Raw genomic sequence first — 13,576 nt, forward strand, 5'->3', positions numbered from 1 at the left:
GTTCCCGCACGTCGGTGACGACCGCGGCCTTGCCGTGCGGGCCCGCCACCGGACGTCCGCGCAATCCCAGCACCGACAGGTGCAGCCGTTTGACCAGCATCTTGCCCAGGTCCAGCTCGGCCTTCCGGCCGCCCTGCATGCCGATGACCGCCAGGTGCCCGTCCGGCGCCAGCGCGGACAGGTTCCGGTCCAAGTAGGACGCGCCCATGTTGTCGAGGATGACGTCAGCGCCGCCGAGCTCCTTCACGGCCGCGACGAAGTCCTCGTCGCGGTAGCTGATCACCGGGTCCGCGCCGAGCTCGGCGCACAGCTTCCGGCTCTCCGCCGATCCCGCGGTCGCCGCGACCCGCGCGCCGAGCGCCCGGCCGATCTGGATCGCGCAGGTCCCGATGCCGCCCGCGCCGCCGTGCACCAGCAGCAGCTGTCCACTTCGGAGCCCGGCCTCCATGATCACGTTGGACCACACGGTGCAGCACACCTCGGGCAGCCCGGCCGCGTCGACCAGGTCGACCCCGGCGGGCTTGGGCAGCACCTGTTCGGCGGGCACCGCAACGCGTTCGGCGTAACCGCCGCCGGCGAGCAGCGCGCAGACCTCGTCGCCGACCTGCCAGCCCTCGACTCCTTCGCCCAGTTCGGCGATGGTGCCGGAGCACTCCAGGCCGAGGATCTCGCTGGCGCCCTTCGGCGGCGGGTAGTTGCCCTCCCGCTGGCTCAGGTCGGCGCGGTTGACCGCGCTGGCGACGACGTCGATGAGCACTTCGCCCGGTCCCGGGCGCGGGTCGGGGTGTTCGGTCCATTCCAGAACGTCCGGGTCACCCGGCTCGCGGATCGCGATCGCGTACATGTCCGCGACGGTAGTCCGGGTCGGGTGAACCGGCGGTGCAGGTCGATCGGACGAGTCGCACAATGCGGGAAAAACGGGAAATAATCCCTGGTTCTTAACGCTTCTCGGTAAGTCCTTGACTTCGTTGCGTGATCTTCTCAAGGCTATCGCCACGAAAACCACCCGAAACGGGGAGCATGATGAGTTTGCGAACCATCACATCAAAGCGTGCGATGACCGTTCTGGCCGCGAGCTGCGCGGCGACGATGCTCGCTGTCACCCCGGTCAGCGCGGCCCCACCGGACCTCGGCTCGTCGATCGATGGCAACGCTGTGAACAGGCACCTGATCGCGCTGCAGCGGATCGCCGACCAGAACGGCGGGAACCGCGCGTCCGGTCAGCCCGGCTACGAGGCCAGCGTCGACTACGTCGTCGACAAGCTGAAGCGCGCCGGATTCGACGTGACGACCCCGGAATTCACCTACGAGGCGTACTTCAAGGACTCGTTCAGCTTGGCGGTCGCGGGTCAGCCGGTCGAGGGTGACGCGCTGGAGTACTCCCCGGCGACCCCGCAGGGCGGTTTGACCGCGCCGCTGGCGGTCGCGCCGGTCGACGAAACCCCCGGTTGCGAGGCCACCGACTACGACGGCGCCAACGTCGCGGGCACGGTCGTGCTGATCTCGCGCGGCGCCTGCTCCTTCGCGGACAAGCAGCGGATCGCCTCCGAGGCCGGTGCGGTGGGCGCGATCATCTACAACAACGTCGAAGGCCCGCTCAACGGCACCCTCGGCGACGCGGACGCGGGGCGCATCCCCACCGCCGGCGTCACCCAGCAGGTCGGCCAGGCGCTGGCCGGTCAGGCCGGTGCCGAGGTGAAGCTCGACGTGCAGGCCCGCTTCGAGTCCGTGACCACCCGGAACGTGGTGGCGCAGACCAAGACCGGGCGCGCCGACAACGTGGTGATGGCCGGGGCGCACCTGGACGGCGTGCCGGAAGGCCCCGGCATCAACGACAACGGTTCCGGCAGCGCCGGTCTGCTGGAGACCGCGCTGAAGCTGGGCGGCAGCCCGAAGGGCAACCAGAACGCGGTGCGGTTCGCCTGGTGGGGCGCGGAGGAGTCCGGCCTGGTCGGCTCGACGAAGTACGTGCAGAGCTTGAGCCAGGAAGAGCAGCTGGACATCGCGCTGTACATGAACTTCGACATGATCGGCTCGCCGAACGCCGGTTACTTCGTCTACGACGGTGACGGCTCCACCGGTGGTCCCTCGGGTCCGGTGGGTTCGGGCCAGATCAAGAACGACTTCATCGCGGCGATGGCGGCGCAGGGCGTCGAGTCCGAGCCGAGCGAGTTCAACGGACGTTCCGACTACGGCGAGTTCATCGCGGTGGGCATCCCGTCCGGTGGCATGCACACCGGGGTGGAGGACCTGAAGACCGAGGAGCAGGCCGCCAAGTGGGGTGGCACCGCGGGCGTCGCGTTCGACCCGAACTACCACGGCGCGGGTGACAACCTGTCCAACATCGACCGCGTTGCCCTGGAGCGGATGACCAAGGGCATGGCCAACGTCGTGCAGGCGTACTCGCAGAGCACCGAGGGCGTCAACGGCGTGCAGAGCCGCGAGGAGCGCGCGAAGCTGCGCGCCCAGCAGAGCGCTCTGACGGTCCAGAGCGCCGGCCCGAAGGTCGGCCACGGCCACAACCTGGCCTGACCACCTGAAACGTGCGGGGTGCCTTCCGGGTGCCCCGCACGTTCTCGGTTGGTGGACCGGAAAGTTCAACCGGAGTTGCGCCCGGCGTTGGTGCTCCGACCGCAGTTTCAATTGAAACTGCAGTCCGGTGACCGCAGTTTCAATGGAAACTGCGGTCGGTTCCGCTGATCGCACGAGGAGGAATGTCGTGAAGGGTGCCGCGTTGGTGGCGGCGGCGGTGGCCGTCGGACTGGTGACCCCGACCGCGAACGCGGCCGAACCGGTGCGGTTCGCGACGTTCAACGCCTCGCTCAACCGCTCCGCCGAGGGCGAGCTGCTGGCGAATCTGTCCACACCGGACGATCCGCAGGCGCAGGAGGTGGCCGAGTTGGTGCAGCGGACCCGCCCGGACGTGCTGCTGCTCAACGAGTTCGACTACGTCGAGGGCGGCGCGGCGGTCGACGCCTTCCGCGCCAACTACCTCGCCCGCGGGCAGCACGGCGCCGACCCGATCGACTACCCCTACGCCTACACCGCCCCGGTCAACACCGGCGTGCCGTCCGGGATGGACCTCGACAACGACGGCGCCGTCGGCGGCCCGGGCGACGCCCACGGCTTCGGCGCGTTCCCCGGCCAGTACGGCATGGTCGTGCTGTCGAAGTACCCGATCGGCCCGGCCCGCACGTTCCAGCAGTTCCGCTGGGCGGACATGCCGGGCGCGCGCCTGCCGGACGACCCGGCGACCCCGGAACCCGCGGACTGGTTCTCGCCGGAGGAGCTCGAGCAGGTCCGCCTGTCCTCGAAGTCGCACTGGGACCTGCCGATCGACGTCGACGGCCGCACGGTGCACTTCCTCACCTCGCACCCGACGCCGCCCGCCTTCGACGGCCCGGAGAAGCGCAACGTCCTGCGCAACCAGGACGAGATCCGGTTCTGGGCGGACTACGTGACGCCGAAGCGCGGCGACTACATCTACGACGACCGGGGCGAGCGCGGTGGTCTCGAGCCGGGGTCCCAGTTCGTCGTCGCCGGCGACCAGAACTCCGACCCGTTCGACGGCGACAGCAACGGAATCCGCCAGCTGCTCCAGGCCCCGCGCGTGATCGACCCGCGGCCGGGCAGCGCCGGAGCGGTCGAGGCGAGCGAGACCCAGGGCGGCGCGAACGAGAACCACCGCGGTGACCCGTTCCTCGACACTGGCGACTTCAACGACGAGTCGCCGGGCAACCTCCGGATCGACTACGTCCTGCCGTCCGCGCCGCTGATCCCGCTGCGCGCCGAGGTGTTCTGGCCGACCTCGGACGACGAGCTGTCCCGACTCAACGACGCCTCGGACCACCACCTCGTCTGGCTCGACGTCGTCCCGTGATCCGGGAAACCCGTCCGCCGCAGGCAGGTTCGGGCACGATCGAGGAGAACACCGAAATCCGCGAGGTCCTGCACACCATCGCCGCCCACGTCGGCTGACGGTTCTGCCTGGAACTGCACGCAGTTCCAGGCAGAACGGGGATCAGGTCCAGCTGCCGCTCGGCTCGGTGGCGGTGAGCGGCTGGTAGACCAGCTTCAGTCCGGCGGCATCGGCGGGGACGTCGAAGAACACCTTCCCGCTGTCAGCATCGCCCTGCGTCAGGAGCGTCGCGAAGAGCACGCCGTCCAGGCTCTCCCCGTTCGGCGCAGCGCTCGGGTACTCGGTGCCCGCCCCGTCGACCAGCATGAAATCGACGGAAGCGACGGCACCACCGGTCCCGCTGACCAATTTCGCGTCGACGTCGACGGAAACGTACTTCCCCTCCGGCGGAACCGAGAATTCGGCGAGGTCCTGCAGCGGACCGGCGGTGATGGCGTACGTCCCGCCGTTCTCGTTGCTGATGCCCGCGGTTTCGCCGAAAGCGACGTCCTTGCCGCCGACCTCGATCGCCCCGGCCTGGGGTTCTCCCTGCTCAGGTGCGGTTTGGGCGTTCGGTTCCGGAGCTGTCGGCTCGCTGGAAGCGCCACATCCGGCCAGGCCCAGCAGGATCAATCCGACCACCGGTGCGATGAACTTCTTCACTTTTCCTCATCAGGTCGAGAAAACGAACTCGACGAATGATGCCAGCGAATTCCGAACCGCACCAAGAACAAATCCCAAAACCATTTCAAGCAACCCGGAGAACATTGTTCTCCGGGCGCCGCTCACCCGGCGGACCAGACGCCGAGCTCGTTCCCGGCCGGGTCGTGGAAGTGGAAGCGCCGCCCGCCGGGGAACTCGTAGGGTCCCCGCACGACGGACCCGCCCGCGTCGCGAACCGCCTGAGCGCTCGCGTCGAGGTCGTCCGAGTACAGCAGGACCAGCGGCCCACCAGCGGAAACCTCATCGGTCAGCCGGAAGCCTCCGACTTCACCGCCGGAGCCGTTGATGCCGACGTAGGCCGGACCGGGCCCGTAGTCGGTGAACGTCCAGCCGAAAGCGCCGCCGTAGAAGGCCTTTGCGGCGGCGAAGTCGTCGACGCCGATCTCGATGTAGTCGAGTGCGTGGTGGGTCTGAGCGGACATGCCGAGGAGTGTGCCCGGCAGTCCTGACAATCGCGTGCCGAGCGGGATCGGGCTGGGGCAGAATCGGGCGGATGGACGCGCGCAGTTGTGCCGTGCTGGCACTCCACTGGCAGGTCAACGTGATCGAGCCCGAGGGCTTCTTCGGCCCCATGCTGGCCGAGCCGGTCGCCAGCAGCGGTGTCGTCGGGCGGGCGACGAGGTTCCACGCCGCCGCGGCCGAAGCGGGAGCGACCCTGGTGTTCACCCGCTTCACCATCCCGGAGGACGAGGGAGAACTGGTCCGCAACACCGGATTCATGCAGGCAGTGGGCGAATCCCAGGAGTCGTTCCGCCCGGCCGCCCCGGGCGCAGCCCTGATCGAGCAGATGGCGGACCAGCCGAACCTGGTGGTGGACAACCAGAAGCTCTCCGGTCTGGCCGGAAACGACCTGCCCGCGCGACTCCGGGACCGCGGCATCGACTCCCTCCTCATCACGGGAGTCGCCACGAACCTGACGGTGGAGCAAACAGCCCGCCACGCAACAGATCTCGGCTTCCACGTCCAGGTGGTCCGCGACTGCGTAGCGGCAGCCGACGAACAAACCCACGAAGCCTCCCTGGCCAACCTCGCCCTGACCACGGCAGGCTGCCCCACCGCAACCGAAGCCCTCCACTGGCTCTCCGGCGGAGAAACCCCGGCCTGACTTCCAGCGCCGTCAGTCCATGTCGGTCAAGCACAGCAGCAGCAATGCTCGTTGGTCCAGGTCGTAGGCCACCCATGTGATGTTGAACAGGCCGGGGAACCACGCGGACCACGGGTCTGGCGTCTTGTAAACGTTGACGGTGGCGTACCGATCGCCGAACAAGGCCGCGTACAACGCTTCCGCCGCGTTGATGGCCCGGTGGGCTCGCTGGTCCCGCTCACCTGCGGACAAGGTCAGATCGACGGATGTGTACATACCGCCTGCGTACAAGCTCCAAGCCCACTCCCTGCTGAGCTGAATCGCCACCCCGGGGTTCCAGCCCTTCAGGCGGCGCTCCACGGCTTCAGGGAGCGGGAACGGCCGTTGGAACGCCTCCGGCAGAGCGCTGCGAACAGCCGGGTGGTCGAGCATGCAGTTCAACTCGGGCAATCGGTTGCGGGTGGCGAACCAGTCGAACACCGGGTGCGGACCGAACCGGAAGCGCGCCAGGTGCGCTCCGCCGTTCGGCCGCTCCTCGCGCAGCCAATCGAGCACAGCCGAAACCTCAACGCCATAGGTGGTTCCAGCACTGACCTGCAACTCTTCGTCGAGTGCATCGATCTGCTCGCGGGTCGGGACTTGATCGCGGAAGCTCATCACTCGGAGTGTGCCCGCTCGTCAACCCACGCGCTGGGAGGAAGTCCGAACCCGTTATGCCGCACCGGGATACGGGTGGGCGCTTCGTCAGGCCGTCAGGTGCTTGCGCAGTGCTGGGATGACCACGTTCCACACCGCAGGTGGTGGGATTTCGTGGCCCACTCCCTCCAGGCGCAGGAGCCGGGCGCCTGGGATTGCGCGGGTCAGCGCTTCTCCGTGGGGGAAGGGGAAAAGCGGGTCGTCGATGCTGTGCAGGACGAGGGTCGGCACGCGGATTTCGGCCGGGTCCACCGGGTTTCCGGGTTCGGCGATGAAGTGGTTCGCCATCGTCGACGCCATGTTGCGGCTGCGGCGCACTTCCCGCGTCGCCAGGGCGCGCACGCGCGCCTCGTCGAGCCCGAGCGGGCCGGCGAAGGGGCGCTCGACGTCGACGCGGTAGTCGATGACCGCGGCCTCGTCGGACCAGTCGATCTCCGGCTCGGGTTCCGCCCAGGTCGCGGCGAGTTCGGGGGTCGGCGGCGGCAGTTCGCCGTGGTCGCCGCCTGCGGGGCTGGTTTCGACGAGCGTCAGGGACCGCACCCGCGAGGGGGCGCGCACCGCGATGCTCTGCGCGATACCGCCACCCATCGACATGCCCACCAGGTGCGCGTCGGCGATGCCGAGAGTGTCGAGGATGCGCAGCGGATCGGTGGCCAGGTCGTCGCCGGTGTAGTCGGGCTGACCCGGCGCGGACGTGCTCGACTGGCCGGTGTCGCGGTGGTCGTACCGGATGACCTGCAGTTCTCCGGCGCCGAGCTGGTCGCAGAACTCGGGCGTCCACCAGTCCATCGACTGGCCACCACCTGCGATGAGCAGCAGCGCCGGCGCGCCGTCGGGTCCGCGGCGATCGACCGCCAGCTCGACACCGTCGAGTTCGAGGACGTCCATGGCCCCTCCACTGATTGCAACTTGCAATCACACTCATGCTAGATGGACTGATTGTGATTTGCAATCGCTTTTGAGTCCGGTTCAGCCTGGCGGGCCCCGGGGCGCGAGCAGACGATGGGGGCAGGGCCACGTTTGGGGGAGAGCGATGCGCCAGACCAATCTCACCGGGGAGACGGCCGAGTACGTGCACGCCCGCGAGGAGCTGCGCCAGGCCGAGATGGAGCTGATGCGGCATCGCGAGCGGGTCGCCGACCTGCGCCGCCGGCTACCGCTGGGCCCCGTCGTCGACGACTACGTGTTCGAGGAGGGCCCCGCCGACCTGCACGCCGGTGATGAGCCGGTGCGCGAGGTGCGGCTGGGAGAGCTGTTCACCGGACCCGATCGCGATCTCGTCGTCTACCACCTCATGTACGGGAAGGCGCAGACCGAACCGTGCCCGATGTGCACCATGTGGATCGACGGGTTCAACGGAATCGCCCACCACGTCGAGCAGAACGCCGATCTCGCGATCGTCGCCGCAGCCGACCTGCCCGCGCTCCGCGAACACGCGCGCAACCGCGGGTGGACGAACCTGCGCCTCCTCAGCGCCGCGAAGAGCACCTTCAAGCGCGACCTGGGCAGCGAGGACGACGAGGGCAACCAGGACTCGACGGTGTCGGTGTTCACCCGCGACGGCGGCGGCGAGGTGCGCCACTTCTACTCGGCGCACCCCCGCATGTCCGAAGAGGTCGACGAACGCGGCATAGACCTGCTGAGCCCGGTGTGGCACATCCTCGACCTGACCCCTAGAGGTCGCGGCGACTGGTACGCCTCCCTCGACTACTAGCGCGGTCGTTCAGCGGAAGGCCGCGCTGTTCACCGGGAAGTCGAAGTACTGGTCCGGGAACGGTTCGTGCGGCAGGTTGTAGTGCCACCACTCGTTCGCGTAGTTCTTCAGGCCGACCGAGGTGAGCACGTCGCGCAGCAGGTTCCGGTTGGCTTCGGCCTCGCCGGTCACGCCCGGGGCGTCGGTGTGCGCGAGGCTGTCGAAGCAGTCGTAACCGGTGCCCATGTCGACGCTGTTGTCCGGGAACCGCTGCGCGGCCGGGGCGGTGCACGAGGTCAGCGGCTCACCGGGCGCGTAGGGGCGCTGGGGGCTGGCAGGAAGCCGCACGAGCGTCAGGTCGACCGAGCTGCCCCGGCTGTGACCGGACCTCGCGGCGATGTAGCCGTCGGTGAACAACCGCGACTTGTCCAGCCCCGGGTAGAACTCGGCCTTCATGCGCTGGTCGCCGACGTCCTCAGCCCACGCGACGAAGCGCTCGTCGGCGCGTCGCGGCCGGTAGCAGTCGTAGACCTTGAGGGTGTAGCCCTGAGGCGCGAGCTGTTGCTGCGCCGCGTGGAGCGCCTCGGCGAGCGGCTGCGTCACGACGCACATCGGCTCGTCGTAGCCGGGTACCGGATCGCCGGTGAAGTTGTGCGGCGTGGCGTAGCGGACCTCCTCGATGATCGAGGGATCGACGTCGCGCAGTCGCACGAAACCAGCCGGCGCGTGCTCGACCTGCGGCGTGGGCGTCGGGCTGGGCGCCGTGGTCGCGGGCGGGCTGGGTGGTGGCGCCGGTGGTGCCGGAGCGGGCGGCGTGCTCGTACCGCACGCCGCCGCTACCAGCACGAACGCCACCGCAGAGGCGAGCCGCAGGGAACCACGGGTCATCCCGCCACGCTAGCCCCGGTTCCGCCACCGCCGCTGTGCGAGCGTTCAGAAGGGAGGCCGCTGACCGGCGACCTCGTAGGCCATCACTTCGACGTCCCGCATCTCCACGCCCGTGTCGGGAGCCGCCGCGACCTTCCGCCACGCCTCGATCGCATCCCAGGACTCCCAGCGCTCGAAGTTGTTGACGCGCTCCGGGTCCACCGGATCGGCGGTGATCGCCACGTCGAGGCACCCGGGCGCTCGACGTGCCCGGGTGAGCAGGTCGTGGTGTGCGGCGACCCAAGCATCCCGCTGGTCGGCGTCGACCTTGAGGTGGCCGGCGATGATCCACATAGCTATCCCTCCTGAACAGGACGTCGTCACCAGGTAGACCACCCGAAGCCCCCGAACTCATCGCACGATCAGCCGAAGAAGACCCCCGGAGCGCTCACAGCCCCAGCGCGGGGGCGATCTCGCGCAGCGCGGGCAGCGGGTCGTCGGCGCTGTTGTCGCCGAGGACCTGGATCACCACGTGATCGGCGCCCGCGTCGAGATGCCGCCGGACGTGCGCGGCGATCGCCTCGGCGTCGCCGATCGCGACCATGTGCTCGGCCAGTTTGTCCGAGCCGCCGATGACCAGGTCGGACTCGTCGAAACCTTGCCGCAGCCACGACTTCCGGTAGTTCGGCAGCTGCGAGTACATGTGCAGGTGCTGGTGCGCTCGGCGCAGCCCGGTCTCCCGGTCGGTGGTCAGCGCCACCGCTTGCTCGCTGACCACCCACTTGTCCGGTCCGAGCAGTTCCCGGGTGCGGGCGGTCTGCTCCGGGGTGACCAGGTAGGGGTGCGCGCCGTCGCCGGCGGTGCCGGACAGCTCGATCATCTTCGGCCCGAGCGCGGCCAGCAGCCGGGCCGGGCGCTGCGCACCGGGCTCGACCTGCTCCGGCATCTCGTCCATGCGACGCAGGTATTCGCGCATGGTGGCCAAGGGCTTGGCGTAGGTACCTGCGTGGTGCTCCACCAGCGGGCCGTGGCTGACTCCGAGGCCGAGCACGAACCGCCCGGGGTACAGCGCGCTGAGCGTGCGGGAGCCGGATTCGGCGGCGCTGGCGTCCCGGGCGTGGATGTTGGCGATGCCGGTTCCGACCACGAGCCGCTCCGTGGCGCCCAGCAGCGCACCGGCCTGGGTGAACGACTCCTTGCCGAACGCCTCGCCGTAGAACAGCGAGCCGTAGCCGAGTTCCTCGATCTCGCGGGCGCGGGCGCGCACGTCGCGGATCGACCAGGTGTCGCTGGTCCACCAAACGCCGACCCTCGAGCTGAAATTGATCTGAGCCATGCCGCCGAGGCTATCCGCGCAACCAGCCGCAGGCGCCCGCATCAGCCCATGTCGGTGATGGGGGGGGCGCAGGATTCGCCGCGGAAGGTCGAACGGCGGTGAGAGGTGCGGAGTAGGACCATCGAGATGTCGGTCCCGAGTTGCCCGTTGGCAGCCACCTTGAAGGGAGCCACCGATGCCGGAATTCATGGATGTGCATCACGACATGGCCGGGTTGACCTCGGAACAGCTCGCTGAAGCCCATCGCGCGGATCTGGCGATCCAGTCCGAGGAGAACGTCGACTTCAAGCATGCTTGGGCCGATCCCGACAGCGGCGTCGTCTTCTGCCTGTCCGAAGCGCCGAACGAGGAGGCTGTCAAGAAGGTCCACCAACGGGCCGGGCACCCGACGGACGAGGTGTACCGGGTCCCCCTCCAGACCTGAACTGCTCACATGTGGGGGAGGGGCTCCGGGAGAAGCCGAAGAAGGCCCAGCTGAGACCAAAAACTGAGACCAGACGCGACAGGACCCGGCGGGGAAGATCCCCACCGGGTCCTGTTCGTGCTGGTCATTGAGCGGAAGCGGGGGGATTCGAACCCCCGGTCGCTCTCGCGACGCTCGCTTTCAAGGCGAGTGCATTCGGCCGCTCTGCCACGCTTCCAGGCGCAGCGTAGCCAACCGGGCGGGCGCGGGGTGCAGGCGGGCCGCTACTTGATTCCGCCCAGGTGGGTCGTCAGGCGGTCGAAGATCCGGGCCATGACCTCCTGCTCCTGCTCGTCCAGGATGTCGACCAGGTGTTCGCGGACGCTCGCCACGTGCCTCGGGGCTGCTTCGCGGAGCTTCGCCGCGCCCTCTTCGGTCAGGACCGCCAGGACGCCTCGGCCGTCGTCCGGGCATTCGTCGCGGCGGACCAGGCCGGCCTTCTCCAGGCGGCGGATCTGGTGCGACATGCGGCTCTTGGAGTGGGCCACGTCGTTGGCCAGCTCGCTCATGCGCATCCGCTGGTCGGGGCGTTCGGACAGCCGGACGAGGATCTCGTAGTCGGCGATCGACAGGTTGTGGCTGAGCTGCAAGTCCTTGTTCAGGTGGTGCTCGAGCAGTGCGCTGCCCACGATGTAGGCGCGCCAAGCTGCCATTTCGCGGTCGTTCAGCCATCGGATGTCCTGGTCTGTCACTTGATCAGGCTACCGACTGCTCCGGGGTGCTTCGAAAATTGTTTGACGTCCCATCGTTCGGCGCGGATATCATCGCGGTGTGCCCGGCTTCGCGGAGCAAGATCCGCAGCTGATGCCGCTGACCAGGCTGGTGGGCTTGACCGGTCGGCGACTGCTCCAGCACGGGGCACGCAGTACTCAACCTGACCCTCTTCCGCTGGCGCGATCCCAGTCGGCCGGCGGATGGTCGGGCTGCTCATGGTCGAACCGGACGTCGTAGCGGCTCGTGTCCTCAGTGGACGTGGTGCGGAAGAAGGCGGATGTGACCACAGCGGTTGAAGTGACCGATCTGGTCAAGCGGTACCCGAAGAGCCGGACCAACGCGGTCGACGGGCTCAGCTTCCAGGTGCACGCCGGGGAGATCTTCGGGCTGCTCGGGCCGAACGGCGCGGGCAAGACCACCACGGTCGGCATCCTGACCACCAGGGTGCTGCTGACCAGCGGCACCGCCCGCGTCGCCGGAGTGGACGTGGCAGCGGACCCGGTGGCCGCGCGCAGCAAGGTGGCGGTGGTACCGCAGCGGGTCAACCTGGACCGCTCGCTCAACTCCCGGCAGAACCTGATCTGGCACGCCGCCTACCACGGGATCTCGCGCGCGGAACGACATCGCCTCGCCGACGAGCTGCTGGACCGGATGGGTTTGGGCGACAAGGCCAAGGCGCGCGTCGACGACCTCTCCGGCGGGCAGGCGCAGCGGTTGATGATCGCCCGCGCGCTGATCCACAAGCCCGAGGTGCTGTTCCTGGACGAGCCGTCCACCGGCCTGGACCCGCAGGCCCGGCTGTTCGTGCACGACCGGATCAACGACCTGCGGGCCGAAGGCGTGACCGTCGTGCTCACCACGCACGACATGGACGAGGCGGCGAAGCTGTCCGACCGCGTCGGCGTTGTCGACCACGGCAAGCTGCTGACGCTGGACACCCCAGAGGCGCTGATCAAATCGCTGCCGGGCAGCGGCACGGTGGACGCGACGCTGCGGCCGAACGGCTACGAGCCGGACCGGATCTCCGCACTGTTGTCCGATGTGGACGGTGTGCAGCGGGTCGAGCAGATCGGCAGCAGCACCGGGGCGGACGGCGAGGCGGAGCTGCGGCTGCGGCTCTACGTCGGCGTCGAGCCGGCCGCGCTGCTCGGGCCGGTCGCGCAGACCCTGCACGAGCAGCGGATCTCGGTCAGCGACCTGGCGTTGGGGGCGGCCACCCTCGAAGACGTCTTCATCGACCTCACCGGGAGGGAACTGCGATGAGTCCGGTGCGCGCCTTCACCGCGGTGCTCGCCCGCGACGTGTTCGTGACGGGCCGCGAGCTGCCGAGCTTCCTGGCCCAGGTGCTGGTCCAGCCGGTGGCGCTGCTGTTCATCTTCGGCAAGGTGCTCAGCGAACTCGGCTACGCCCAGCCCGGCTACGCGCAGATCCTGCTGCCCGGCATGATCGCGCTCAACGCGTTCCTGGTGTCCCTGCAGAACACCTCGTTCCCGCTGGTGCTGGACTTCTCCTTCTCCCGCGAGATCGAGGACCGGCTGCTGGCGCCGCTGCCGATCAGCTGGGTCGCGGTGGAGAAGATGCTCTTCGGCGCGCTGCGCGGCCTGTTCGCGGCGGTGCTGATGGTGCCGATCGGCATGGTGATGCTGGGCGAGATCAACTGGAACTTCAGCGGTCTCGCGTTCGCCCTGCTCTGCATGCTGCTGGGTTCGTTCGCCGGTGCATCGGTCGGCATGACCGTGGGCGCTGCTGTTCCACCGCGCCGCATCAACATCATGTTCGCGGTGATCCTGGCCCCGCTGATGTTCACCGGAGCGACTCAGTTCCCGTGGGCCCAGCTGGACCACCTGCGCTGGTTCCAGGTCCTCTGCGCGATCAACCCCCTGACCTACGTCAGCGAGGGGATGCGCGGAGCCCTGCTCCCGGACGTCCCGCACATGCCACCGTGGATCTGCGTCCTGGCCCTCCTAGCGGCCTGCCTGCTCTTCGGCGCCCTCGGCATCAAGTTCTTCCTCCGCCGAGCCCTCGACTAGCCCGGCTGGGACCCGTGAGTCTTTTGGGTCGTCATGTGATCACCAAATAATAAAGGGTGCAGAACATCGGCG

16 protein-coding genes and 1 tRNA gene are annotated in these 13,576 nt (G+C 68.7%); 7 read left to right on the plus strand and 10 right to left on the minus strand.

Annotated features, from left to right (window positions below):
• On the minus strand, positions 1-844 hold an 844-nt coding region (locus ABTZ89_RS24585; RefSeq protein ID WP_351048679.1), incomplete at its 3' end, for an NAD(P)H-quinone oxidoreductase.
• A gap of 212 nt (positions 845-1,056) precedes the next feature.
• On the opposite strand from ABTZ89_RS24585, the gene ABTZ89_RS24590 reads away from it, so the two are divergent.
• Complete coding sequence (locus ABTZ89_RS24590; RefSeq protein WP_270951574.1) at positions 1,057-2,532, plus strand: M28 family metallopeptidase; 1,476 nt, start codon at positions 1,057-1,059, stop codon at positions 2,530-2,532.
• Between the two features lie 142 nt (positions 2,533-2,674).
• Entirely contained in the window at positions 2,675-3,880 is a 1,206-nt protein-coding gene (locus ABTZ89_RS24595; protein ID WP_502949596.1) for an endonuclease/exonuclease/phosphatase family protein, read from the plus strand.
• 141 nt (positions 3,881-4,021) lie between these two features.
• Here the strand turns inward: ABTZ89_RS24595 and ABTZ89_RS24600 are convergent, their stop codons facing one another.
• Positions 4,022-4,561: a DUF4352 domain-containing protein gene (locus ABTZ89_RS24600; RefSeq protein WP_351048684.1), complete on the minus strand. Its 540-nt coding sequence runs from the start codon at positions 4,559-4,561 to the stop codon at positions 4,022-4,024.
• Positions 4,562-4,683: 122 nt separating this feature from the next.
• On the minus strand, positions 4,684-5,043 hold the full coding sequence (locus ABTZ89_RS24605) for a VOC family protein (protein WP_351048687.1): 360 nt from the start codon (positions 5,041-5,043) through the stop codon (positions 4,684-4,686).
• 71 nt (positions 5,044-5,114) lie between these two features.
• Here ABTZ89_RS24605 and ABTZ89_RS24610 point away from each other — a divergent pair, with 71 nt between their 5' ends.
• Positions 5,115-5,726, plus strand: a complete 612-nt coding sequence (locus ABTZ89_RS24610; RefSeq protein WP_351048690.1) for a cysteine hydrolase family protein — start codon at positions 5,115-5,117, stop codon at positions 5,724-5,726.
• A 12-nt stretch (positions 5,727-5,738) separates the two neighbouring features.
• On the opposite strand, the gene ABTZ89_RS24615 is transcribed toward ABTZ89_RS24610, so the two are convergent.
• Both ABTZ89_RS24615 and ABTZ89_RS24620 read right to left on the minus strand, forming a co-directional pair.
• On the minus strand, positions 5,739-6,362 hold the full coding sequence (locus tag ABTZ89_RS24615; protein WP_351048693.1) for a hypothetical protein: 624 nt from the start codon (positions 6,360-6,362) through the stop codon (positions 5,739-5,741).
• An 87-nt stretch (positions 6,363-6,449) separates the two neighbouring features.
• A complete protein-coding gene (locus ABTZ89_RS24620) occupies positions 6,450-7,289 on the minus strand; it encodes an alpha/beta fold hydrolase (protein WP_351048695.1) in 840 nt (279 codons plus the stop codon).
• A 145-nt stretch (positions 7,290-7,434) separates the two neighbouring features.
• Here ABTZ89_RS24620 and ABTZ89_RS24625 point away from each other — a divergent pair, with 145 nt between their 5' ends.
• The gene (locus ABTZ89_RS24625; RefSeq protein ID WP_351048697.1) at positions 7,435-8,115 is read left to right on the plus strand and encodes a DUF899 family protein; all 681 of its coding nucleotides are present in this window, start codon (positions 7,435-7,437) and stop codon (positions 8,113-8,115) included.
• Positions 8,116-8,124: 9 nt separating this feature from the next.
• On the opposite strand, the gene ABTZ89_RS24630 is transcribed toward ABTZ89_RS24625, so the two are convergent.
• The 3 genes from ABTZ89_RS24630 to ABTZ89_RS24640 form a co-directional block, all read right to left on the minus strand.
• Positions 8,125-8,982: a M15 family metallopeptidase gene (locus ABTZ89_RS24630; protein WP_351048699.1), complete on the minus strand. Its 858-nt coding sequence runs from the start codon at positions 8,980-8,982 to the stop codon at positions 8,125-8,127.
• Between the two features lie 45 nt (positions 8,983-9,027).
• On the minus strand, positions 9,028-9,315 hold the full coding sequence (locus ABTZ89_RS24635; protein WP_270951565.1) for a putative quinol monooxygenase: 288 nt from the start codon (positions 9,313-9,315) through the stop codon (positions 9,028-9,030).
• Positions 9,316-9,409: 94 nt separating this feature from the next.
• Positions 9,410-10,297 (minus strand): LLM class F420-dependent oxidoreductase, encoded by an 888-nt coding sequence (locus ABTZ89_RS24640; protein ID WP_270951564.1) that lies wholly within the window; start codon positions 10,295-10,297, stop codon positions 9,410-9,412.
• A gap of 175 nt (positions 10,298-10,472) precedes the next feature.
• Here ABTZ89_RS24640 and ABTZ89_RS24645 point away from each other — a divergent pair, with 175 nt between their 5' ends.
• Positions 10,473-10,721 (plus strand): SCO4226 family nickel-binding protein, encoded by a 249-nt coding sequence (locus ABTZ89_RS24645; RefSeq protein ID WP_351048703.1) that lies wholly within the window; start codon positions 10,473-10,475, stop codon positions 10,719-10,721.
• Between the two features lie 132 nt (positions 10,722-10,853).
• Here the strand turns inward: ABTZ89_RS24645 and ABTZ89_RS24650 are convergent.
• Positions 10,854-10,938, minus strand: a tRNA-Ser gene (locus ABTZ89_RS24650).
• 46 nt (positions 10,939-10,984) lie between these two features.
• Positions 10,985-11,413 carry a MarR family winged helix-turn-helix transcriptional regulator gene (locus tag ABTZ89_RS24655; protein ID WP_270951610.1) on the minus strand — a complete coding sequence of 143 codons (429 nt, stop codon included), beginning with the start codon at positions 11,411-11,413 and terminating at the stop codon, positions 10,985-10,987.
• A gap of 340 nt (positions 11,414-11,753) precedes the next feature.
• On the opposite strand from ABTZ89_RS24655, the gene ABTZ89_RS24660 reads away from it, so the two are divergent.
• Together ABTZ89_RS24660 and ABTZ89_RS24665 are read left to right on the plus strand one after the other, a co-directional pair.
• Complete coding sequence (locus ABTZ89_RS24660) at positions 11,754-12,737, plus strand: ABC transporter ATP-binding protein (protein WP_270951561.1); 984 nt, start codon at positions 11,754-11,756, stop codon at positions 12,735-12,737.
• Positions 12,734-13,504 (plus strand): ABC transporter permease, encoded by a 771-nt coding sequence (locus ABTZ89_RS24665; protein ID WP_351048707.1) that lies wholly within the window; start codon positions 12,734-12,736, stop codon positions 13,502-13,504. The genes ABTZ89_RS24660 and ABTZ89_RS24665 overlap by 4 nt, the downstream gene beginning before the upstream one ends.
• Positions 13,505-13,576 lie beyond the last annotated feature (72 nt).

This window comes from Saccharopolyspora sp. NPDC002686, assembly GCF_040295745.1.
Classification (GTDB): Bacteria; Actinomycetota; Actinomycetes; order Mycobacteriales; family Pseudonocardiaceae; genus Saccharopolyspora; species Saccharopolyspora oryzae.